We start from the raw sequence: 22722 nt of genomic DNA, 5'->3' as shown, positions 1-22722 counted from the left end.
CGCGTGAGCGACACCCCCTGGTACCTCGAAGACCGCCTCCACTACGGCGTCGGCATCGAGGACACCTTCATTCCGCAGGAGGCCGTGGGCCACCGCAAGCTCGACGAGTACGAACTCACCCAGCACTACGCCCGCTGGCGCGACGACCTCGACCTCGTCGCCGAGAGCGGCGCCGAGTTCGTGCGCTGGGGCATCCCGTGGTACCTCGTCGAACCACGGCCGGGGGAGTTCGACTGGTCGTGGCTCGACCAGGTCGCCGAGCGGATGCGTGAGCTGGGACTGCGCTGCATCGTCGACCTCATGCACTACGGCACTCCGCTGTGGCTCGACAACTCGTTCATCAACGCCCGCTATCCCGAGCGGGTCGCCTCGTACGGCCGCGCGGTCGCCGAGCGCTATCGCGACGTCTTCACCGACTTCACGCCGCTGAACGAGCCGGTGGTCAACGCCGAGTGGTGCGGTGAGAACGCCAAGTGGCCGCCCTATCTCTCGGGCCACGACGGCTTCATCAAGGTCACGATGCAGCTGGCCCGCGGCATGGTGCTCACTCAGCGGGAGATCGCCGCCGTGCATCCGGACGCCACCTTCGTGCACGTCGACGCCGGCTTCCTGTATCGGGGAGAAGGCGAGTCGCCGCTGCTCTCCCGCGAGCTGCTCGAGGAGCGCCGCTTCATCGCCCTCGACCTGATCACGGGCCGCTTCGACGCCGACGCTCCGCTGCACCCGTGGCTGACCTCGCACGGGGTCACGGAGGCGGAGTTGCAGTGGTTCCGCGAGAACGCGGTCACCCCCGACGTGATCGGGGTGAATTACTATCCCCACTTCACCACGGGCGAGTTCGTCGACGGCCGGCTCGTCCCGGTGCGCAACGACGGGGGCGGTCTGCGCACCCTGATCGAGCTCTACGCCGATCGTTACGGCCTGCCCATCGCCGTCACCGAGACCTCCCTGGTGGGCACCCCCGCCGAGAAGATCGAGTGGATGCGCGAGTCGGGAGAGGTGCTCGCGGCGATGCGCGCCGAGGGGCATCCGATCATCGGCTTCACCTGGTTCCCATTCTTCTCGATGGTCGACTGGCTCTACCGCTTCGACCAGCTGAAGCCCGACGACTGGATGCTGGAGTTCGGCATCGTCGAACTGGTGCGCGGCGCCGACCTCGGTCTCGAGCGGGTGCGCAACGAGGCGTTCGACGTGTTCACGCGGGCTGCGCTCGACGCGCGCGGGGCGGGGGAGCGGTCGACCGCTCGGTGACCTGCCGTGACGGCCTCGTCATCGGTGATCAACGCGGGTGGCGCCTGATCTCGTACTGCCGCTCGATGCCGGCGGTGCTCCGGCCCCACTCGCTCGCGGCCACCCGCGCCTGATGGGCGGCGAAGGCGTCTTCGGTCGCGAAGTGCTCCTCGACGGTCCACACGAGGGGGTCGTCCGTCGCGGCGACCTCGAACGAGAGGCAGCCGTGCTCGGCTCGGGTGAGCCCGATGTGCTCGGGCAGGTGGGCGGCGACGATCGCTGCCTCTGCGGCGTTCCGGCACACGAGCTCCCCGGTGAGCCGGATCTCGACCGCGGGCGTGCCGGGTTCGTCATCCGCTCGCCCCCGAGATGGTCGAGGTCGCTCGGGATCGGGAAGCAGGAGCGCTTCGGTGACCAGGTAGGTGACGTCGAGGGAGATCAGTCGAGGGGTGGTCATGGGGCCGCATCCGGCGCCGTGCTCGGCTCGGGCGACGGGGTGGGGGTGGGTGTCGGGGTGGGGACGGTCGACTCGGGCACGGCGTTGGTGGTGCGGAACGGCGGTGTCGCCGGCAGTGCGTCGCGAGCATCCACGTTGCCCAGGTCGTCGAGGGGTGCCTCCCGCAGCGGGTAGACGTTCCAGATGTTCCCGCGAGGGCTGTCCGCGAAGGGCACGGTGACGGTGACGCCGTCGTCGCTGTAGTTGTAGTCGTCCCCGACGAGCGGAGCGCCGACCGTCACCAGCGGGTCACCGTTCTGGTCGAACAGCTGGAGGTCGGTGACGGGGTTGCCGTCGGCGTCGTAACCGAAGATGTTCGTGACGCGCTGGCCGTCGAGCTGCAGCCCTGTCGGGTCGGTGTACATGACAGCGGAAGACGACCCGTCGTTCGCTCTGGCCTCGTTCAGCGCCCACACGGTCACGAACGGGGTGGCCACGATCGCGACCACGGAGACCACCACCCGCAGAACCCGTAGGAACGACCCGGGCGCCCACCGCCCGCGCCCCCACTGCACGCTCACCACGACCGCGGCGAACAGCATCACCCACATGACGAGCTCTGACGGCACCAGCGCACTCCGCCCCAGCACGACGACCGTGAGCAGCTGATAGACGACCCACCCGCGCAGCACCCACCACACGGGCCGCACGGCGAGGGCGAAGTCGACCAGCCACGACCCGACACGGGACGATTGGGTGATTCTCCGAGTAGCCGCCTCAAGAGCGTCGAGCCGCTGCCGCACACGCCGCCGCAGCGGCAGGTTCGAGCTGGTGCGGGGCGGCAGACCAGCGGATGCGCGAAGCTCGGCCGCATAGGACGCCGGGTCGTCGAGGTGCAGGTCGCCCTGCTCGTCGGAGGCCTGTTCGGAGAGGTCGGCCTCGAGCCCGCCGGTGAGGTCGTCGACCTCTTCCAGAGGGAGGTCGTCGAGGTGGCGCCTGACGGCGGCGGCGAATTCCGCGATCGTGCTGTCGAGGGTGGCCGTTGATTCGCTCACTTGTTCTCTCCGATCGTGCGCAGCGCGGTCTTCTTCGGTGGGGTTTCGGCCAGCAGGGCCGACATGGCCCCGGCGAAGTCGGACCAGATGGTGCGCTGGCGGGCCAGCATGTCGCGACCCTCGGCGTTGATGGCGTAGTACTTGCGGTGCGGGCCTCCGTCAGACGGCACCACGTAGCTCGACAGCGCGCCCGCCGCATAGAGCCGCCGCAGCGTCCCGTAGACCGACGCGTCACCGACGTCGCCCAGCCCCGCATCGCGCAGGCGCCGGACGATGTCGTACCCGTACCCATCGTCGTGCTGCACGACGGCCAGCACGGCCACGTCGAGCACACCCTTGAGCAATTGCGTCGTATCCACTGAACCTCCACTGTGTCGATACACACGGTACCACGGGATGCGGAGTAGTGCGCACTGGAAGGTTCGCCGAGTCAACACGCGTCCGCCGGCGGGCGCCGCGGCGGGATCAGAGCACGGGGGTAGGCGGGTAGGACTGGCAGACCTAGGCACGAGCGGGCCAGGTGTGGCGGGAGTGCGCGCCCGGCGCCAGGGGAGGCTGGAGGCACCCCTGAGGAAAGGAACCCCTGATGACCTACCCCACTGACCGCCCCGCCGTCTGGTTCGTGACCGGTGCTTCGCGCGGCCTCGGCCTCGCGCTCGTGAAGCACCTGCTCGGTCGAGGCAATCATGTCGCAGCCACCACGCGTTCTTCCGAGCGCCTCCTCGCCGCGCTCAACGATGTGGAGACCGTCAACCTCCTCGCGCTGGAGGTTGAGCTGAACGACGAGACGCAGGTGAGTGCCGCGATCGCCGAGGCGACCGAGACGTTCGGGCGCATCGACGTCGTGGTGAACAACGCCGGCTACGGCATCCTCGGCGCCGTCGAGCACACCAGCACCGAGGACATCCGCGCGATGTTCGAGGTGCAGGTGATCGGCACCTGGAACGTCATCCGCGCCGTTCTGCCGCAGCTGCGCGCGGCCGGCAGCGGGCACATCATGAACGTGTCCTCGATCGTGGGCCTGCTCGCGTTCCCGGGCTGGGGCCTCTACAGCGCGGCGAAGTTCGCCGTGGAGGGTCTCTCCGAGGCGCTCGCCGCCGAGGTCGCAGGATTCGGCGTCGGCGTCACCGTCGTCGAGCCCGGCTACTTCGACACGGCGTTCCTCACGGCGGACTCCCTCGTGCTGACGGATGACCGCTCGAACGCGTATCCGGAGATCGCCGAGATGATCGCCGCGCACAAGGAGATGCCCGGCACTCAGCCCGGAGACCCGGCCAGGGCCGCTGCCGCGTTCGTCACCATCGCTCAGCGGGAGAGCGGTCCGCTGCACCAGCAGCTCGGTTCGGACTCCTCCGGCCTGGCGGAAGGCAAGGCCGACTCGCTGAAGGCCGACATCCTCGCGGGCCGTGAACTCGCGCGCAGCACCGACTACGTGCGCTGAGAGACGTGGGGAGAATGGAGGCATGACCGATCCGCACCGGGAGCTGGGGGAGTTCCTGCGTCGTGCTCGCGCTCGCCGGAACCCCGACACGACGGGGCTGCTCCCGGATGGCCGGATCCGTCGGGTTCCCGGCCTGCGCCGAGAGGAGGTCGCCGTGCTCGCGGGCGTCTCCACCGACTACTACACGCGCCTCGAGCAGGGCCGCAGTGTCACCCCGTCGGCGCAGGTCGTCGATGCCCTCGTCCGGGCCCTGGATCTCGACACCGCCGGCGAGAACTATCTCCGCACCCTGGTCGGCACGGCGGGAGCCCCGGTCTCCCGTTCTCGCCCCTCCGTGCTGCGGGTCAGACCGGGGCTCTACCGGCTCCTCGACTCCTTCAGCACCCAGCCGGCTCTGATCCTGGGCCGTCGCACCGAGATTCTCGCGTCGAACCCTCTCGCGCGGGCGCTGTTCGCCGACTTCGAATCGATGCCGGCCAAGAGCCGCAACTACGCCCGCTGGCTGCTCCTCGACGACGGCGCGCGAACTCTCTTCCGGGACTGGGAGGAGCAGGCCCGCAACGCGGTCGAGGCACTGCGCCTGGACGCGGCGCAGACGCCTCACGACAAGGGCACCCAGCAGCTCGTGGGTGAGTTGTCCGTAGCGAGCGGTGAGTTCCGTCAGTGGTGGTCGGCGCACCGGGTGCATCAGCGCACGCACGGCACCAAGCGCCTGAATCATCCCCTGGTGGGCGAGCTCGACATTCACTTCGAAACCCTCACCCTTCCCGGAGAGGCGTCCCAGACGCTCTACATCTATACGACGGAGCCGGGCTCGGCGTCGGAGCAGTCGCTCTCCCTGCTCGCGAGCTGGGCCGGATCCGTTCCCGGCGGACCCCAGGCGGCACGCAAGAGCAGGCCGAGCCGATGACGATCCTCCTCGGACTGTCCGGGGCGCTTGCCTACGGATTCGCCGACTTCCTGGGTGGTCTGGCGTCGCGATCGATCCGTCCGATCGTGGCGACGGCCTGGGCGGCGCTCATCGGTCTGGTGCCGCTCGTCGTCGGACTCGCGGTGCTCGGCGGGCAGTTCACGGCGAACGCGCTCCTCTGGGGCACCGTGGCCGGGGTGTCGGGCTCGGTCGGTGTGCTCATGCTCTACACCGCGCTCGCGGTCGGGCCGATGAGCGTGCTCTCGCCGGTGACATCCGTCGTGTCGGTCATCGTCCCGGTGAGCATCGGCCTGATCTTCGCGGGCTCGCGGCTCTCGGCCCTGGGTGTGGCGGCGATCATCGTGGCCGTCATCGCGGTCGCACTGGTCGGCGCTGTCAAGGATCGTTCTGGTTCGAGGCTGACAGGTCGAGGGCTTCTCACGGCGGGGATAGCGGGCTGCGGGTTCGGCGGTCTCGTGCTCGCCTACGCTGCGACATCGCCCGACGAGGGGTTGGCTCCACTCGTCGTGGCGCGCATCGTGCAGGCCGCGGTGATGTGGATCGGGGTGGCCGTCATCGTCGGCCGTGAACGGGCCCGGCAGGCACTTGCCACCACCCTGTCACCGGGTCGAAGCGGCAGGCTCTGGATGCAGATCGCGATCTGCGGCACGCTCGACGCCTCCGCGAACGTCCTCATCCAGGCCGCCCTCCATTCCGGGGCGACAGCGGATGTCCTTCCGGTGGTCAGCGTCCTCAACGCCCTGTACCCGATCGGAACCGTGATCCTCGCCGCCATCGTGCTCCGAGAGCGTCTGACCCTCCTGCAGATCATCGGTCTCGCACTCGCGCTCACGGCCAGCGCGGTGCTCGCAACCACGTGAAGTCGGGGTGCGCTCGGCTGGCCGTCTTTATGACTAACGCGGTTACTCATAATCCTGACCCAGGGCGGTTATGGGTTGGAGGACGCGCTCAGGCGGGTGTTCAATAGAGCTTCGACCGGGCCGCATCCACGAACTTCGGCACTCCTGCTCGGGTGAGCGCGAGCAGGAAGTCATCGACGGTCATCGCCGGAGAGTCGTAGCCTTCGACGAGTTCAACCAGGGCGCGTAGCGTCGGCGCGTGGTGCAGATCGAGCTGATCCAGAAGGAAGGCGTCGGGGTGGACGACCTCGAGGTCGAACGGCTCGACGGACTCGTCGGAAAGTCCTTCACGTTGAAGGTCACAAGCACTTCGGCACTACCTCGGACGGCGGCTGCGAGGACATGCCGATCCTTCTTGTCGTTCGTCATTGTCGGCACCAGGTCGTCGTAGCCGGTGACCAGCGCATCAGCGAAGTATCGCTCCATCGTGCCGACGCGCTTCTCGACGAGCGCCGGATCCTCGCCGTTCTTGACGAGGTTCTTCGCCAGCTCGAACAGCACATCCTTCGACCACAGCGGCCGGAACAGTCCACTGTCGGCGAGTTCGAGGATGAAGTCGTTGAGCAGCGCCCCGTAGAGAACGTTGGTGTCGAAGAAAGCCGGAAAGCTCACTCAGCGTCCAGCTCCGCACGACGCTTCACGTCAGCCGGGTTACCGACCTGAACCTTCGACCCGAGACTGGCGCGCTGCAACTCGCGCAACGCAGCACGGCGCTCAGAGCGAAAGCTCGCCTGGTAGGCGACCAAGTCCTCTAGCTGCACACGACGGTGGCGGCCGGGCTTGTCGTAAGCGATGTCGCCGGCCTCCAGGAGACGGACCAGCGTCGGGCGGCTGATACCGAGGAAATCCGCGGCTTGCTGCGTCGTCATGGACATGCCCTGCGGCACGACCGTGATGCCCGCACCCGCGGCGAGGGCGTTCGTCACCTGGTCGAGGATGCGGAAGATCTCATCCGGGATGGGACGGGCATTGCCCTGGGGGTCGACGAGTGCAGCCTTGGACGAGTTCTGCGCGAGGAAGGCCTCAAGCTCGCGCATCAACTCGGCGAAGTCGAGAATCTCCTCACGGGCGTTGGCCTCGGGGAGGTAGGTCTGTGCCTTGCGGGCACCGCGTGACGTGTTGGGCGAGGTGCTCATAGCGTCCATGATACTCGGGCAAAACGAAAAAAACGAACACAAGGTTGGGTGGTTTCCGCCACCGTTCCGGGCTTGAACGCGAGAAGCGAATCCGTTTTCACTCGGCGATGGGTGCCCACCATCCGGTACAGGATCTCGCCACTCTCCAGGAGTTCGATCACGTAGGGGTGGAGCGGATGGCGCTCTGACCCGCAGCTGACCGAGGTGCCGAACGAATTCGACGCGCGTCGTAACCGGCCAAAGTGTAGGCACCCGACTCGTCGGCGGGCCGGCTCTGGGCTTCGTAACACAGGTCTTACGTCGCCGAAACATAGTTGTCGCGCCGGGATACTTCGGCGAGTTTCCGCCGATCTGAGGCCATAGGGTCGAATGCCTGAAGGTGATCCTCGTGCGGATTATGCGAATCGCATTGTGCTCACCTCTTTGAGAGTGCATCCTGCACTCCTCTGCAATCTGTCGCCCCAATAGCATTCACGCTAATTCAGATCCAGCAGGAGGCATGCAGTGACCAGCTACAGGGTGTCGATGGATATCGGCGGAACCTTCACGGATATCGTGACGTTCAACGAGGCGACGGGGGAGTTCCGGGCGACGAAGGCGTCGACGACTCCTGGGCAACTCAGCACCGGCGTGCTCGGTGGGCTCGAATCGATGATCGACGACCTGGCCGAGATCGACTTCATCGTGCACGGCACCACGCAGGGCTTGAACGCCTTCCTGGAGCGGCGCGGAGTACGCGTGCTCCTGCTCGCGACGGACGGAGTGCAGGACGTCTACCACATCGCCCGCGGGCCCCGGATGCGACTCTACGACGCCCAGTACCGCAAGCCGGAGCCGCTCGTCGAGCGCAAAGACGTGGTCGGCATCGCCGGCCGCTTCCAGTACGACGGCAGCGAACTCGTCCCGCTCGACGAGGCCGCCGTGCGCGAGGCCGCCGAGCGCGCGAAGCGCGAGGGGTACGGCGCTGTCGCCGTCGGGTACCTCTTCAGCTACCGCAATCCGAGCCACGAACTGCGCACGCGCGAGATTCTCCGCGAGGTGCTCGGCGACGACTTCACCGTCTCGCTCTCGCATGAGGCCGCCAAAGAGTGGCGCGAATACGAGCGCACCTCCTCGGCGGTGATCGAGGCGTATACCGGCCCGGTCGTGCGCAGCTATCTCGTCGACCTCGAGCAGAAGCTGACCGCCCGCGGTGTCGAGGCCCCTCTGCACATCATGCAGTCCTCCGGCGGAGTGCTCACCGCCAGATCCGCGAGAGAGCGGCCGCTGCAGACACTGCTCTCCGGTCCCGTCGGTGGCGCCATCGGCGGCGAGGCCCTGACGAAGATCGTCGGCAACGACAACCTGATCGGCGTCGACATGGGCGGCACCTCGTTCGACGTCTCGCTCGTCGTGAACGGCGTGCCGGATGTCTCGACCGAGGCGACGCTCGAAGGCCTCCCGATGCTGATGAGCATCGTGAACATCCACACCATCGGCGCGGGAGGCGGCTCGGTCGCCTGGGTCGAGGCCGGCGGTCTGCGGGTCGGTCCGCGGTCAGCGGGCGCTCAGCCCGGCCCGGCCTGTTACGGCCGCGGCGGCACGGAACCCACAGTGACCGACGCGAACTTCGTGCTCGGCCGGGTCGACGCCGAGAACTTCGCCGGCGGCCAGATGCGCTTGGACCGTGACGCTGCGGTGAGCGCCCTCGAATCCGTCGGTGCGAAGCTCGGGTTCGGCGTCGTCGAGATGGCCGAGGGCATCTGCAATGTCGCGAACTCGCAGATGGCCCAGGCCATCCGCACGATCACGATCTCGCGCGGCATCGAGCCCCGTGACTTCTCGCTCGTCGCCTTCGGCGGCGCGGGCCCGATGCACGCGGTCTTCCTCGCGAAGGAACTCGGCATCCGCGAGACCATCGTGCCGCGGTTCCCCGGCGCCTTCTCCGCCTGGGGGATGCTGCAGGGCGACATCCGGCGCGACTTCACCGAGCCCTACTACTTCCTCGACGAGGACATCGACACGACCGATATGAGCCGCGTGCTGCGCGGTGTCGAGACCGAGGCGCTGGCCTCGCTGGAGAGCGAAGGGATCCCCGCCGCCGACCGCTCCGCCGAGCATGCGGTCGACGTGCGCTACCTCGGCCAGGAGTACTTCTTGACCGTGCCGCTGGAGAGCGCCGATGAACCGATGGCCGAGCACTTCCTGGACGACCTGGGCGCCCGGTTCGCGAAAGCCTACGAGGCACGATACGGGCACTCCACCCTGGGCGCCCCGATCGAGATCGTCACCCTGCGCACCCGGGTCGTCGGCCGGCTCGAGTCGGCGAACGCCTTCCTGATCGCTGCAGCGGAGGGCCCGGAGTTCGCCCACGAGATCCGCAAGGTCATCTTCGACGGGCAGGAGCTCGACACCGTCGTGACGGAGCGCGACGCGTTGCGGGCCGGACACGTCTTCACCGGCCCGGCAATCGTCATCGAGGCCACCGCCACCACCGTCGTGCCCCCGGGATTCTCGGTGGCGGTCGACGAGCACGGCACGCTCATCATCACCAATCTCGAACTCGGAAGTGAGGCCTGAACATGACGTCCACCACCGCCACCGCACCCCCGGTCACCGTCGACCCGGTCACGGTCGACCCTGTCACCGTCGAGATCCTGCGGAATGCCCTGACGAGCGCCGCGGAGGACATGAACGCCACTCTCATCCGCTCGGCGTACTCGATGATCATCTATGAGGGCGGCGACTGTGTCGTCGCGCTGCTCGACAAGCACCATCAGGTGCTCGGGCAGTCTGCCGGGCTTCCCCTCTTCCTCGGCAACATCGAGACCTGCTCGAAGGCGGTCGAGGAGAAGTACGGTCGCGACGTGTGGCGCGACGACGACGTCTGGATCCTGAACGACGCCTACATCGGCGGCACCCACCTCAACGACGTCACCATCTTCGCGCCCGTCTTCGTGGACGGGGTGCTGGTCGGGTTCTCGGCCACCCGCGCCCACTGGATGGACATGGGCGGAAAAGACGTCGGTGCCTCGATGGACTCCACCGACATCTTCCAGGAGGGCTTCCGGATGGGCCCGGTGAAGCTCATCTCCCAGGGGGTGGAGACGGATGTGGTCGAGCTGATCCAGACGAACACCCGCTTCCCCTACCAGACCGTCGGTGACATGCACGCGATGATCGCGGCCCTGCGGATGGGATCCATCCGGATGCAGGAGCTTGTGCGCAAGTACGGCCTCGACGTGATCGAGGCCGCGCGGGACGAGATCTTCCGTCAGACCGAAGAGCTCGAGCTCGAGCGCGTGCGGGAGATCCCCGACGGCGTGTACTCGGCCGAGGGCTACCTCGACAACGACGGCATCACGCTCGACGTGCCCATCCCCATCAAACTCACGGTCACGGTCTCGGGCAACCAGATCGAGTTCGACGTCACGGAGTCGGCCGACCAGACCCAAGGCCCCGTGAACTGCGGCGTCGCGCAGGCCATCTCGGCGCTGCGCGTCGGGTACAAGATCCTGGTGAGCCCTGAGACGAACTCCAACGGGGGATCCTTCCGGCCGCTGACGGTGAAGGTGCGCGAAGGCTCCGTGCTCGGAGCGGTCGCCCCCGCCGCCTGTCAGTGGTACTTCTCCCATCTGGGCATGCTGATCGACATGGTGTCGCGCGCGCTGGCCCCTGCTCTGCCCGACCGGGTCGCCGCCGCGAGCCACGGGGATTCGATGATCATCACCAGCGCCGGGTTCGATCCGCGGGTCGGTCGCAACTGGGTGTCCATGGAGGCCACCCTCGGCGGCTGGGGAGCATGGGAGGGAGCGGACGGTGAGTCGGCCCTGATCAACAACGTCAACGGTTCGCTCCAGGACTTCCCGATCGAGATGGTCGAGACGAAGTGGCCGTTCCGGATCCGCGAGTACTCGATCCGCCCCGACTCGGGTGGGGCCGGGCGCTGGCGCGGTGGCAACGGTGTGATCCGCGAGTACGAGTTCCTCGCCGACGGCGTGTTCGGCCTCTGGTTCGAACGCTCCACGACGCCGGCCTGGGGCTTGTTCGGCGGAGATGACGCCGTGGGCCCGGAGGTGGTCATCGATCCCGGAACACCTGAGGAGTTCCGCACGCTGAAGGTCAATGCCCGGCCAGCGGCGAAGGGCACGATCATCCGCTTGGCCGTCGGCGGCGGAGGCGGCTACGGAAACCCCGAGGAGCGCGATCTCGAGGCCGTGCGCTACGACGTCGAGAACGGTTTCGTCTCCGCCGAGCAGGCGCAGTCGGACTATGGCTACACCCACGACGTCCCGACGTCCTGAAGCCCACCCCCGAGCACCACCCCGCAACATATCCCGCCCCATCACGACACACTCACACGAGGAAGCGATATCTGCCATGAAGACGAAATACTTCGCAGTCCCCGGCCTGGCCCTGGCCACGGTCGCCCTCCTGGCCGGCTGCGCCGGGTCAGGCCCCGAGCCCTCCGCTGACAGTGCAGACGACGAGCAGCTGAGCATCGGCTTCTTCGGTTTCGCCGCCGCCAACTCCTTCGCTCAGGGCGTCTACGACGGCGTCGAGGCGAAGGCCGAGGAGCTGGGCGCGACCTCGGAGTTCGTCGACTCGAACTTCGACGGCCAGCTCCAGGCCCAGCAGGTGACGGATGCCGTGACCTCCGGCCAGTACGACATCATCATCATCCAGGCCAACGACAACCTCGTCGTGCAGCGCCCCCTCGAAGAGGCGATCGCGGCCGGCATCACGGTGGTCACGGAGTTCACGGCCGTCGGCCCCGACTTCGAGACTGTCGAGCCGCAGATCGACGGCGCGATCTCCATCGTCGATCCCGCCGTGGTCAACGGTGAGAAGCTCGGCGAGATGGGCCTGCTCGCCTGCGAGGAGGCGAAGGCCGACCCGTGTCAGGTGGGGTACATGGAGGGCTTCCGAGCCCTTCCGCTGGACAACGCCCGCACCCAGGCCGTCGTAGACACGCTCACCGCAGGTGGCGCCGAGGTCGTGGCGCAGGTCGAGGGCGGGTACACGGCGGATGCCGGCCAGGCCGCCTTCCAGGACATCATCACCGCCAACCCGGATGTCGACGTCGTGATCGGTTCGTCGCAGGCGGTCGGTGGCGCGCGGCTCGCCGCGGGAGCGGACAGCCCGGTGCTGTTCATCGGCAACGGTTCCTCGCGTCAGGCCATCGAGGCGGTGCGCAGCGGCGACTGGTTCGCCACCTACACGCTCGATCTCTACCTCAACGGCGAGACGGCTGCGGAGCTGGGCATCGAGAAGCACCAGGGCGAAGACGTCGAGGTGGCCATCTCCGAGGCAGACCTGACCCCCAGCAAGGGGATCGGCACCGTGGAGAACCTCGAGGGCTTCGAAGCGACCTACGACGACTGATCGTCTCAGCGTCTCCCTCCGGTGGACCGCGAAGGCGAGTTCCACCGGAGGGAACGGTCGTTCGTCACGGATCACGGAAGGGAACCTCGATGGGAAAGCCCACGACGCTCGCCAGCACCCCGGTGCTCGCGCTCGACGGAGTAGGCAAGTCGTACAACGGCATCTCGGTGCTGCGCGGGATCTCGTTCGAGATCGCCCCGGGCGAGATCCACGGCCTCCTCGGCGAGAACGGGGCCGGCAAGTCGACCTTGCTCAAGATCCTGGGCGGTGCGATCACGGCCGACGCGGGAGCCGTGCTCTTCGACGGCGTGCCGACACGGCTCTCCAGCCCGCGGGACTCGATCGCCCATGGCGTCTCGTTGATCTCGCAGGAACTCGCGCTCGTGCCGCAGCGCACCGTGCTCGAGAACGTCTTCTTGGGCGGCTGGGCCAACGCGGCGGGATTCGCGACACCGGCCGCCGACCGGCGCCGCTTCGACGAACTCTGCGCCGAGGTCGGGTTCGATCTGGATCCGCACGCGCTGGTCGCCTCGCTGCCGCTCGGGAAGGCACAGCAGGTCGAGATCCTGAAGGCACTCGCTCGCGGCTCGCGCGTGCTGTGCCTGGACGAGCCCACCGCCGCCTTGGCGGAGGCCGAGACCGAGCAGCTTCTGGAGGTGCTGCGCACTCTCGCCGCCCGGGGCACGACGATCGTGATCGTGTCGCATTTCCTCGAGGAGGTGCTCGGCATTGCCGACCGCATCACCGTGCTCCGCGACGGAGCCCAGATCGCCACGGAGGACGCATCCGCGCACACCAGCGACTCGCTCGTGCGGCTGATGGTGGGTCGTGAGGTCGCCGCTCTGTCGCGGACTCCGGCCCCGCTCCCGGATTCCGCCCCGGTGGTGCTCAAGGCGGAGGGGCTCACCAACGACCGCATCCTCGACGTCAGCCTGGAGGTGCGCCGGGGCGAGATCCTCGGTCTGGCCGGCCTGGTCGGCAGCGGCCGATCCGAGACGCTCCGGGCGCTCTTCGGTGCCGATCGCATCTCCGCGGGCCGCGTGTCGGTCTCGGGGGTTCCGGTGCGCCGGGCGACGATCCGCCGGATGATCGACCGCGGCCTCGCCCTGGTGCCGGAATCGCGCAAGGACGAGGGGCTGGTGCTGCGCCGGACGACGGCCGAGAACATCGCGCTGCCCTCACTCGGCGGTCGCCAGATCGGCGGCATCGTGCGCCAGGGTGCCGAGGCGTCTGCGGTCGACCGCGTCGTCGCGATGGTCGACGTGCGTGGCAGCGTGCGACACGTGCCGGTCGGAGCGCTGTCAGGCGGAAATCAGCAGAAGGCGCTCTTCGGCAAGTGGCTTGTCACGCCGCCGGAGGTCTTCCTCATCGACGAACCCACGCGAGGCGTCGACATCGGCGCCAAGGTCAACATCCACAACCTGATCCTCGACCTCGCCGCGGCCGGCACCGCCGTGATCGTGGTCAGTTCCGAGCTCGAGGAGGTGATGGCCCTGTCGCACCGGATCCTCGTGCTGCGTGCGGGACGGGTCGTCGCCGAGTTCCCCAGCCCCGCTGACCGCGAGGACATCATGTCCGCCGCCTTCCTCTAGGAGATGACAACCATGACAACAGACACAGCAACGCTCCCGCGCCGGCGCCGCGTCGACTTCAAGGACTTCGGCATCCTGGGCGGCCTCCTCGCGATCGTCGTCTACCTGAGCCTTTCGACGACCACCTTCCTCACCAGTCAGAACATCGTGAATCTGCTCGATCAGGCCGTGGTGATCGGCCTTCTCGCCGTGGGTGCGACGCTGTGCATCGTCTCGGGAGTGTTCGACCTCTCCTCGTCGGCCACGCTCGCCGTCTCCGCGATCGCGGGGGTCTTCCTCACGACCCAGTTCGGTGTCGTCGTCGGATTCATCCTGGCGCTCGCCGTCGGGGCGATCCTGGGCACGATCACGGGAACCATGATCGTCATCACCCGGGTGAACTCGTTCATCGGCTCCCTGGCCATCAGCATCATCTACCGTGGAGTCGCCATCGTGCTGACCGGTGGGGCGATCCTGTCCGTCACGAGCGACCAGCTCGACGCCTTCAGGGTCTGGGCCCTCCCGGTGCTCGACGGGGTGTCGGGCGGAACGATCCTCTTCGCGGTCACGGCGGTGGTGCTCGGCCTGGTGCTCTGGGGAACGACCTTCGGTCGTCGGGTCTACGCCGTCGGCGGCAATGAGGAAGCGGCGCGGCTGAGCGGTGTACGCACCCCGTTGATCCACATCTCGGTGTTCGCGATCAACGGCGTCTGCGCCGCGGCAGCCGGAATGGTGCTCGCCTCCCGTGCCGGCTCCGCCCAGCCCTCGCTGGGCATCGGCATGGAGCTCACGGCGATCGCGGCCGTCGTCATCGGTGGCACGAGCATCCTCGGTGGCGCCGGGGCAGTCTGGCGCACGGTCGTGGGGGTCATCATCCTCACGGTGATCGGCAACGGGTTCAATCTGCTGCGCTGGGACACCACCTACCAGCAGGTCGTCACCGGTGTGCTGATCCTGGTCGCGGTGGCGGCCGACTCCTGGCTCTCCCGTCGGTCGAGGCGCTCCCGCGGGTGACGGTACCGAGCGAGCGACAATAGAGCACCACCCAACGACTCGACGGCGGCGCGGAAGGATGACATGCGAATCGGCGTGCGCGTGACTCGCGACGAGGTCTCCGCCGTGGCCGCGCATGCAGACGGCCGGTTCAGCCGCGCGCGGAGCGCCGCGAGCGGCGGCCGGACCCGCGCCGTGGCCGACACGCTGGCGTTGCTCGCCGGTGACGGTTCGGAGGCCGTTTCCGCGGTGGTCTTCGAGGTCAGCGGCGCACTCGACCGAGAGCTGGATGCTTCGGTCGTCTCCGTCCTGATCGAGCCGAGGAGGCCACGGGAACCGCGTCGCCATCTCTGGCCGGCCGAGGGCATCCCCGTCGAGATCGCCCACGTCAGCGGGGGGCACAACGCTCTCGGGCATGAGCTCGTGCCGCTGGGCGAGGATGAGTTGTCGCGCTTGTCGGCGGGAATGGATGCCGGGTCGCACCTCGTCGTGTCGGCCGCGGGCGCAGCAGTCAACCCCGAGCACGAGCACCGCGCGGCCGAGCTGCTCCGTTCCGCCGTGGCGGTGGGCAGCATCACCGAGTCGAGCACGTTCTACAGCGACAGCCTGCTCGTGCGGGAATTCACCGCCGTGCTGAACGCGGTGCTGCTCGCGGGTGCGGAACAGCTCGCAGCGAGCCTCGCGGATGCCGTCAGCCAAGGCCTCGGCGAGGGTGTGCGGGCTTTCGTCGCCACGAACGAGGGCGGTTGCACACCGCTGTCGCGACTCGCCATCACGCCGGTGCACTCGATCTGCGCCGATCTCGCGGCCGAGATGCTGGGTGCCGCCGAACTAGCCCGTCGACCCGACGCGCGGATCATCGTCGCCCGGCCAGGGGCCGTGAGGATCGGCGAATTCGTCGATGGCCTGCCCTCGGTGGTCAGCCGGGCCGTGCTGCGCGGCGGCATCTCGCTCGCTTCGAGCGTGGCCCATGTGGTTCCCCTCACCGACCTTCTCCTCTCCGGTTCGGCGGAGCCCCCGGTGACGGTTCTGGTGCAGGGGGCGGAGCGCGAGCTCGAGTCATTCGGCATCGCACCGACACTGGTCACCGACGACGACCTGGTCGCGGTCGGCGCCGCCGTCGCGCCGGTGTCGTACTGGCACAATCGCGTGGCCAGGGTGGTCGGGGCCGATGACATCGAGCGGGTGCTCGCGGAGGGCGAGGCAATCGCCAGGGCCAATCTCGTGTCGTGGGGTGCGCTTCCGGCAGGCGTGCGCATCACGGAGTCCCGCGTGCTCGCCACGACCTACGGCGAGGCGCAGATGATCCGCGTGCGCGTGCGAGGAATGGCCGACACCGATGCATCCGGGTTCCCGTCCGGCGCCCGCCTCGAGGAGCGCCGAGCATGAGCCGCCGTCTCAACGCGGCCGACGTGGGCCACCTGTGCACGGGGGCGATGTTCGTGGCGTGCACCATCGATCACGAGAGCTCGAAGCAGTACCGCGACATGACCCTTGCGCTGATCGAGCTGCAGGGCGGTGGCCCGGTTCTCGCCCCGGTGGGCAGCCTGGACCCTGCGGCGATGACGACCTCGATCGGCTTCGTGAACCAGGGCCTGATGTTCTCGGAGATGATTCCCGTCGGCGACGAGTTCGAGACGGCGATCGCGCTGCTGCAGGAGCGCCTCGGGGTTCCGCTCCAGGGTGTCTTTCCCCTTGCTGCAGCGAGTGTGAACGCGATGGTGGCGGTGAGTGTGGCCTTGCAGACGGGGCTCCCGCTCGTGGACGCCGATCCGATGGGCCGGGTGTTCCCGCTGGTCAGCCAGACGACGCTCGCCCTGGCCGGGCTGAGCGCCGGGCCGATCGCGCTCACCGGGCCCACGGGGGAGACGGCCGTCGTCGACGTCTTCGCCCCCGCCCGCGCGGAACGGATCGTGCGCGCGCTGGCCTCGGAGCTCGGTGGCTGGGCTGCCACGGCCTCCTATCCGGTGACAGCAGCGCAGCTCGGCGCGCACGGAGTGGTGGGCAGTATCACCCGACTGATCGAGATCGGGCAGATCCTCGACTCCTCGTTGCACACGCAGCAGAAGTACGTGCGGTTGACCTCGCTGCTGGGCATTCGCAAGGTGATCCGCGCGCGCGTGACCGATGTCGAAGGACTCTCCCGGCCGTCGGTCCCCGGCCTTCCCGACCGACCCTCCAGCGCCACTCTCGTCGACGAGGCGCAGGGTCGCATCGTGCGGCTCGAGATCCAGAACGAGATCCTCATGATGATCGTCGACGGCGCCATCCAGGCGGTCATTCCCGATGTGATCACGCTGGTGCGGCCAGAAGACGCGAGTGTCGCCGGCCTCGACGACCTGTGGGTGGGCAACAAGCTCGACCTCATCACCTTCCCGGCGGCGGCTCAGTGGTACACCGCCGCGGGCCGGGCCCTGGTCGAACCGATGGCCATGAACGTGGTCGGCCCCGTGAGAGGTGGGAGGGCGCGATGAGCGCGATGCGGCGCGGAGTGAGTATGCGCGATCTGCTGGTGGCCCACGACAGCGCGGGTCTCACCGGCCACCACATCCCGTCGTCAGCTCAGTCGGTGCGCGACATCGCCTTGATCACCCGGGTGGAGCAGATTCTGGAGGTAGGCCCTGACAGCATCGTGCTGCTCGCCGAAGAGCTGGCGCTCGGCGGCTGGGTGGTGTCGGTGGCATTGCGGTATGCCTGGGAGCGGCGGGCGGTGGCGCTGATCGTCTCGGAGCAGTCGTTCTCCGAGTCGGTGATCGAGCTCGCCCGCCGGTTCGGAGTGGCGCTGTTCACCACCTCCGACGGCATCGACCGCACCGCCCTCACCCTTGCCAGGGAGCTCGGGGCGCTCGAGGCCGGGATACTCTCCCGTCTCGACGCCCTCCACAGCCGGATGCTCCGGGCCGCGAGTATCCCGGAGGTGCTGAGCGAGATCTCCCAGGAACTCGGCGACGCGCTGGTGCAGCTGGTGGTGGACGGCATCGTGTTGGTGTCGCACGGGACGCGGCCGGCGGAGCCCGTGATCGTGCGATTGGTCTTGAACCTCAGAGATCGTGGCCATCGTGGGCAAGAGGGGCAGCACGGCCCGGATCTGGTCGCCGCGGTCGCTCCTGTGCAGCAGGCTTTCGCCGACCAGGCCCTCGCCCGGGCGAGCACGACCGTGCGGGCGCTGCTGCTCCAGCACGAGCTCGACGACCTCGTCGGTGCCGCGCCGCTGCTGTCGTTCGCCGCCCTCTCAGGCCTGCGGGAAGACGGCGCGTTCGACGACAGCCGGTCGGAGCAGCCGGCCCTCCGTCGATTGCCCTCCGGCACACCCGTCGCGGCCGTGGTGCTGCGGGTCGCGGATGTCGATCAGCGCTCGGCGCGTATCGCTCCAGTCGTGACGAGTCGATGGCGGGAGGCCTTTCCCCGCGTGCCGCTCGCGCGCCTGCAGTCGGGTTGGTTCGCCCTGGTGCCCCTCGCCGACCCCGCGGACGAGCTCGACGACGCGCTGCAGCAACTCGCCGATTCGGGGCTCGGTGACCTCGGGGCCGCCGTCGGCGTGGCGCACGACCCGCATGGCACGGAGCAGGTGACGAGCCTCCTGCGGCGGGCCGGACTGGCGGCACGACTCGCCGAACCGGGAGGACCCGTGCTCGACTTCCGGCGGTTCGGCCTGCCGCTGCTCCGACGACTGCTGCCCGCCGAGGACGCGCTCGATCTCGCACTGACCACGTACCCGGCGCTGCTGGCCGACCCGCACGCTTCGGAGATCATCGCGACGGTGGTGAGCTACCTCGACTGCGCTGGTTCCGTCACGGCGGCAGCCGAGCACCTGGGGGTACATCGCAACACCGTGCAGCTGCGAATGCGGCACGCGGCGACCCTGGGCGTCACCCTCAACCATCCCGAACAACTTCTGTCGACCCACCTGCTGCTCTCAGCGCTGGATCTCCGAGCGCTGCCGGTTGCCAGCAGCCCGACCGCTGAGCTCTGACCACCGACCATCGACCACCCTCTCGAACCGGAGCCACACCATGTCACACCGCACTCTCGATCAAGCCGCCGACGCCGCCATCCAGCGCCTCGGCAGCATCCTCGTCACCGTCACCGTGCTCACGCCCGACAAGGAGGAGGTCTCGCGGGTGTTCTCCACCCACCCCGAGGTGTACGCGGTGGGCGGGCGCAAGCGCCTCGATCCCGCGCACACCTCGCCGATCTGGCTCGAGCAGGTCGTGGCGGGTCAGCAGCCCTTCCTCGGCGCCGACCGTGAGTCCGTGCGGGCGTTCTTCGTCGACTGGGAGACCATCGAATCACTCGGTTGCGGTGCGATCGTGAACACCCCCGTCGTCTACCAGGGTGAGACGATCGGCTCGGTCAACTTCCTCGGGGCCGAGGGAAGCCTCGACGAGGGTTCCACGGCAGTCGCGATGGAGATCACGGCCGAGGCCACTCAAGCCGTCGTCGCCGCACGCGCCGAGGCCTTTCCCGAGAGCGCATCCGGGACAGTTTCCGGCACCTTCCCCGGCGCCGTCCGATGACGAGTTTCCGCACGCGCGGCGGTTCGTTGCGCATCCGAAACGGGCTCCTCTTCGACGGGTCGTCGGAATCGCTCGTCGCCCGGGACCTGGTGATCATCGACGGCGCGATCGTCGCCTCCGATGAGCGCGTGCCGGCCGACATCGCCGAGCTCGATGCGCGCGGCGGGGTCGTCACGCCGGGGTTCATCGACGCGCATCTGCACGCCTATGCGGTGTCGCTCGATCTGCTCCGCAACGAGACCCGGCTGCTGAGCTACCTCGCGCTGAGCGCGCGGAAGCGCCTCGGCGCGGCGTTGCACCGTGGCTTCACGAGCGTGCGGGATGTCGCGGGAGGCGATGCGGGCCTGCACACCGCGATCGAGGAGGGGCTGCTGACCGCCCCTCGCTACTTCTACACCGGTGCTGCGCTCAGTCAGACCGGTGGGCACGGCGATCCGACCGCTCCGGACGACACGCTCTGCTTTCACGGCGGCCCCGGGCTCGAGATCGTCGACGGTCCTGAGGCACTCCGCACGGCCGTTCGCACCCGCTTCCACGGCGGAGCGCACGCGATCAAGATCATGGCATCCGGGGGTGTCACCTCGCCCTCCGACCCCCTGACGATCGCGCAGTACTCGCTCGACGAGATCCGAGTGGTCGCGGAGGAGGCGCGCCGCCGGGGGAGCTATGTCGCGGCCCACGCCTATTCGCCCGAAGCGATCCTGCACGCCCTGCGCGGCGGGGTGCGCTCCATCGAGCACGGAAACCTGCTCGACGAGGAGGCCGCCCGCGCGATGGCCGAGGCGGGCGCCTACCTGGTGCCCACGCTGGCGACCTACGACGCGATGTCGCGGCACGGCAGTGCGCTCGGGATGACTGCCGTCGGCCTCGCCAAGAATGCCGAGGTGCTTCACAGCGGTACGGTGGCGATCGAGCGTGCGCGGGCTGCGGGTGTTCCGGTGGGTTTCGGATCGGATCTCATGGGTTCGCTCGAGAGCGAGCAGCTGCAGGGACTACGCCTGCAGAGCGACGTCACCGGTGTGTTCGAGACGCTGCGCAGCGTCACCTCGGTGAACGCGGCACTGCTGCAGAACGACCGGATCGGACGGATCGCACCCGGGGCGTTCGGCGATGTGCTGATCTTCGACGGCAACCCTTTCGAGACCCCGTCGCTGCTGTGGAGCGAGCGGCGGCCGCGGATCGTGCTCGACGGCGTGCTCGTGCCTGTGACGCCGACGCCTGGGATGCGAGGCTGAGTGCCGTGCTGATGATCGATGCCGACGGAGTGCGGGCCGGAATCGGTTGGGCGGATGCCGTCGCGGCTCTGCGGGAAGCGCTGATCGGCGGACTCGATCCGGGCAGCCAGCCCGCGCGTACCTCCGTCGCGACGGCCGCAGGCGAGCTCCTCCTGATGCCGGCGGAGCACGGTGGCATGGTGGGGGTGAAGGTCTTGTCGGTCGCTCCCCGCAATGACGCCCTCGGGCTGCCGCGCATTCAGGCGAGCTACATCCTGATGGATGCCGAGACGCTCTCGCCGCGCGCGGTCCTCGACGGAGCGGCACTCACGACACTGCGCACGCCCGCACTCTCGGCTGTCGCGGTGGACGCGCTCGCCACCCCCGATTCGCACCGCCTGGTCGTGTTCGGTGCGGGCCCGCAAGCGGAAGGCCACGTTCACGCGCTACGGGTGGTGCGCCCGATCGAGCAGGTGCGGATCGTGTCCCGATCGCCTGGGGCCGTCGCGGCGCTACTCGAGCGGCTCGACGAGGCAGGGATCGTCGCATCAGCGGGCACCCCCGACGACGTCGTCTCGGCCGATCTCGTCGTCGCGGCGACGAGCGCGGCGGCTCCCGTGTTCGACGGTGGGCTCGTGCGGGATCACGCGGTGGTGGTGGCGGTGGGCTCGCACCATCCGGACCGCCGGGAGCTCGACGCGGCTCTGCTTGGCCGTGCCGTGGTGGTGGTCGACGATGTCGAGACGGCCCTCCGGGAAGCAGGCGACGTGATCCTGGCCATAGAGGACGGGCCCCTCCGCGCCGACGACCTCGTGGGGCTGAGCGGGTTGATCTCGTCGGCTCAAGTGCCTGTGCGTCGAAGCCCCGCGGTGTTCAAGTCGGTGGGCATGGGGTGGCAGGACCTCGTGATCGCCGATGCGGTGTTCCGGGCCTCGTCACCTCGAGACTGAGAGAGTCCCTTCCATCTCCCGGGCTGCCTGCTCCAAGGTCGCCAGGAACGCCCTTGCCGCGGGCCAGTCCACGCCGGACGCGCGCTGGGCCGTGAAGATCGTGCGACGGGGCTCATCGGCGAGGGTGAGCAGCGTGCACGATGCGGGACGCCCCGCCCACACCAGATCAGGCATCAGTGCCACCGCGTTGCCGGATTCCACCAGACGGATCTGGGTCTGGAGGTCGGCCGTCTCGAATCGCACGTCGGGCTCGAAGCCGGCTATCCTGCAGCTCTGTTCTGCGAAGTGCCGTGACGCGGTGCCGCGGGGTTCCATCACCCAGGGCAGATCCGCGGCATCACCGATCGCCGTGCCCTCGAACGTATCCGGCACCGCGAGTCGTATCGCGTCGGTCGTCAGGTCGCGACGGATGAGTCCTGACAGCCACGGCGCTGCGTGTGCGGGATATTGCTCGGCGATGACCATGTCGAAGTCCCTCGACCAGGTCTCGTGCAAGGCCTCCTCGGGTTCCTTCTGCACCATCTCCACCCGGACATCGGGATGATCCGTCTTCATCATCGTCAACGCCACCGGCATCAGAGCCAGCGCAGCGGACTGGAACACCGCCACCCGAACCCGCCCTCTCACGCTGGTGTCGGCTGCGTGCAGCTCCGCTTCTGCCCGCTCCAACGTGTTGCTCAATTCCTCGGCAGCCTTCACCAGGATCTCGGCCAGCGGGGTCAACTGCACGGTGCGCCCGGTCTTCCGAAGCAGCACCGCGTTCGACTCCTTCTCCAACAAGGTCAGTTGTTGAGAGACGGCCGAGGGACTGTACTGGAGCGCCTCTGCAACGGCAGCCATCGTCCCTCGGATGGACAGTTCGCGTAAGAGGACGAGCCTGTGCAGGTCGAGCATGGGTTCTCCGAAATACATCAGTTCAAGTGATGAATAGTGATAAGAAACAGTCGCTTTTGTTCAAGCGTCTCCATGCGAATACTAGGGGTCA

General features: G+C 68.3%; 22 protein-coding genes. 15 read left to right on the top strand and 7 right to left on the bottom strand.

Annotated elements, in window-relative coordinates; genetic code table 11:
- Positions 1 to 3 precede the first annotated feature (3 nt).
- Positions 4 to 1251 (top strand): family 1 glycosylhydrolase, encoded by a 1248-nt coding sequence (locus tag N1028_RS01680; RefSeq protein WP_259525024.1) that lies wholly within the window; start codon positions 4 to 6, stop codon positions 1249 to 1251.
- 28 nt (positions 1252 to 1279) lie between these two features.
- Here N1028_RS01680 and N1028_RS01675 read toward each other — a convergent pair whose 3' ends face one another.
- Genes N1028_RS01675 through N1028_RS01665 form a run of 3 tightly spaced genes read right to left on the bottom strand, consistent with a single transcriptional unit; the run spans position 1280 to position 3080 of the window.
- Positions 1280 to 1687, bottom strand: a complete 408-nt coding sequence (locus tag N1028_RS01675; RefSeq protein ID WP_310795555.1) for a putative quinol monooxygenase — start codon at positions 1685 to 1687, stop codon at positions 1280 to 1282.
- Positions 1684 to 2721, bottom strand: coding sequence for a hypothetical protein (locus N1028_RS01670; RefSeq protein WP_259525022.1), 1038 nt, complete (start codon positions 2719 to 2721; stop codon positions 1684 to 1686). The genes N1028_RS01675 and N1028_RS01670 overlap by 4 nt, the downstream gene beginning before the upstream one ends.
- Positions 2718 to 3080, bottom strand: a complete 363-nt coding sequence (locus N1028_RS01665) for a PadR family transcriptional regulator (protein ID WP_259525021.1) — start codon at positions 3078 to 3080, stop codon at positions 2718 to 2720. Before N1028_RS01665 ends, N1028_RS01670 begins: the two co-directional genes overlap by 4 nt.
- Positions 3081 to 3307: 227 nt before the next feature.
- Between N1028_RS01665 and N1028_RS01660 the strand changes: the two genes are divergently transcribed.
- Genes N1028_RS01660 through N1028_RS01650 form a run of 3 tightly spaced genes read left to right on the top strand, consistent with a single transcriptional unit; the run spans position 3308 to position 5953 of the window.
- A complete protein-coding gene (locus tag N1028_RS01660) occupies positions 3308 to 4162 on the top strand; it encodes an SDR family oxidoreductase (protein ID WP_259525020.1) in 855 nt (284 codons plus the stop codon).
- 22 nt (positions 4163 to 4184) lie between these two features.
- Complete coding sequence (locus N1028_RS01655) at positions 4185 to 5072, top strand: helix-turn-helix transcriptional regulator (protein WP_259525019.1); 888 nt, start codon at positions 4185 to 4187, stop codon at positions 5070 to 5072.
- Positions 5069 to 5953, top strand: a complete 885-nt coding sequence (locus N1028_RS01650; RefSeq protein WP_259525018.1) for an EamA family transporter — start codon at positions 5069 to 5071, stop codon at positions 5951 to 5953. Before N1028_RS01655 ends, N1028_RS01650 begins: the two co-directional genes overlap by 4 nt.
- A gap of 100 nt (positions 5954 to 6053) precedes the next feature.
- Here the strand turns inward: N1028_RS01650 and N1028_RS19815 are convergent, their stop codons facing one another.
- Genes N1028_RS19815 through N1028_RS01640 form a run of 3 tightly spaced genes read right to left on the bottom strand, consistent with a single transcriptional unit; the run spans position 6054 to position 7128 of the window.
- A complete protein-coding gene (locus tag N1028_RS19815; RefSeq protein WP_510727677.1) occupies positions 6054 to 6173 on the bottom strand; it encodes a VapC50 family PIN domain-containing toxin in 120 nt (39 codons plus the stop codon).
- Complete coding sequence (locus tag N1028_RS01645) at positions 6134 to 6604, bottom strand: PIN domain-containing protein (protein WP_259525017.1); 471 nt, start codon at positions 6602 to 6604, stop codon at positions 6134 to 6136. Before N1028_RS01645 ends, N1028_RS19815 begins: the two co-directional genes overlap by 40 nt.
- Complete coding sequence (locus tag N1028_RS01640) at positions 6601 to 7128, bottom strand: helix-turn-helix domain-containing protein (protein ID WP_259525016.1); 528 nt, start codon at positions 7126 to 7128, stop codon at positions 6601 to 6603. The genes N1028_RS01645 and N1028_RS01640 overlap by 4 nt, the downstream gene beginning before the upstream one ends.
- A 504-nt stretch (positions 7129 to 7632) precedes the next feature.
- Here N1028_RS01640 and N1028_RS01635 point away from each other — a divergent pair.
- From N1028_RS01635 to N1028_RS01585, 11 genes are all read left to right on the top strand, one after another.
- A complete protein-coding gene (locus N1028_RS01635; protein WP_259525015.1) occupies positions 7633 to 9687 on the top strand; it encodes a hydantoinase/oxoprolinase family protein in 2055 nt (684 codons plus the stop codon).
- Between the two features lie 2 nt (positions 9688 to 9689).
- Positions 9690 to 11411: a hydantoinase B/oxoprolinase family protein gene (locus N1028_RS01630; protein WP_259525012.1), complete on the top strand. Its 1722-nt coding sequence runs from the start codon at positions 9690 to 9692 to the stop codon at positions 11409 to 11411.
- Positions 11412 to 11487: 76 nt separating this feature from the next.
- Positions 11488 to 12492, top strand: a complete 1005-nt coding sequence (locus N1028_RS01625) for a sugar ABC transporter substrate-binding protein (protein WP_259525011.1) — start codon at positions 11488 to 11490, stop codon at positions 12490 to 12492.
- A gap of 89 nt (positions 12493 to 12581) precedes the next feature.
- Positions 12582 to 14084, top strand: a complete 1503-nt coding sequence (locus N1028_RS01620) for a sugar ABC transporter ATP-binding protein (RefSeq protein WP_259525010.1) — start codon at positions 12582 to 12584, stop codon at positions 14082 to 14084.
- A gap of 12 nt (positions 14085 to 14096) precedes the next feature.
- Positions 14097 to 15077, top strand: coding sequence for an ABC transporter permease (locus N1028_RS01615; protein WP_259525009.1), 981 nt, complete (start codon positions 14097 to 14099; stop codon positions 15075 to 15077).
- 63 nt (positions 15078 to 15140) lie between these two features.
- On the top strand, positions 15141 to 16445 hold the full coding sequence (locus N1028_RS01610; protein WP_259525008.1) for a hydantoinase/oxoprolinase family protein: 1305 nt from the start codon (positions 15141 to 15143) through the stop codon (positions 16443 to 16445).
- Positions 16442 to 17530, top strand: a complete 1089-nt coding sequence (locus tag N1028_RS01605) for a DUF917 domain-containing protein (RefSeq protein WP_259525007.1) — start codon at positions 16442 to 16444, stop codon at positions 17528 to 17530. The genes N1028_RS01610 and N1028_RS01605 overlap by 4 nt, the downstream gene beginning before the upstream one ends.
- A 23-nt stretch (positions 17531 to 17553) precedes the next feature.
- Positions 17554 to 19029, top strand: a complete 1476-nt coding sequence (locus tag N1028_RS01600) for a helix-turn-helix domain-containing protein (protein ID WP_259525006.1) — start codon at positions 17554 to 17556, stop codon at positions 19027 to 19029.
- 40 nt (positions 19030 to 19069) lie between these two features.
- Positions 19070 to 19573, top strand: a complete 504-nt coding sequence (locus N1028_RS01595) for a GAF domain-containing protein (RefSeq protein WP_259525005.1) — start codon at positions 19070 to 19072, stop codon at positions 19571 to 19573.
- The gene (locus tag N1028_RS01590; RefSeq protein WP_259525004.1) at positions 19570 to 20808 is read left to right on the top strand and encodes a metal-dependent hydrolase family protein; all 1239 of its coding nucleotides are present in this window, start codon (positions 19570 to 19572) and stop codon (positions 20806 to 20808) included. The genes N1028_RS01595 and N1028_RS01590 overlap by 4 nt, the downstream gene beginning before the upstream one ends.
- Positions 20809 to 20819: 11 nt before the next feature.
- Positions 20820 to 21737, top strand: a complete 918-nt coding sequence (locus N1028_RS01585) for an ornithine cyclodeaminase family protein (protein WP_259525328.1) — start codon at positions 20820 to 20822, stop codon at positions 21735 to 21737.
- Here the strand turns inward: N1028_RS01585 and N1028_RS01580 are convergent.
- Positions 21723 to 22631 (bottom strand): LysR family transcriptional regulator, encoded by a 909-nt coding sequence (locus N1028_RS01580; protein WP_259525002.1) that lies wholly within the window; start codon positions 22629 to 22631, stop codon positions 21723 to 21725. The two genes, N1028_RS01585 and N1028_RS01580, sit on opposite strands and share 15 nt — an antisense overlap.
- Between the last annotated feature and the right edge of the window lie 91 nt (positions 22632 to 22722).

This window comes from Herbiconiux oxytropis (genome assembly GCF_024979315.1).
Lineage (GTDB): Bacteria > Actinomycetota > Actinomycetes > Actinomycetales > Microbacteriaceae > Herbiconiux > Herbiconiux oxytropis.
Note: the sequence above shows the minus strand (reverse complement) of the source record. Positions and strands in the feature narration are given on the sequence as shown.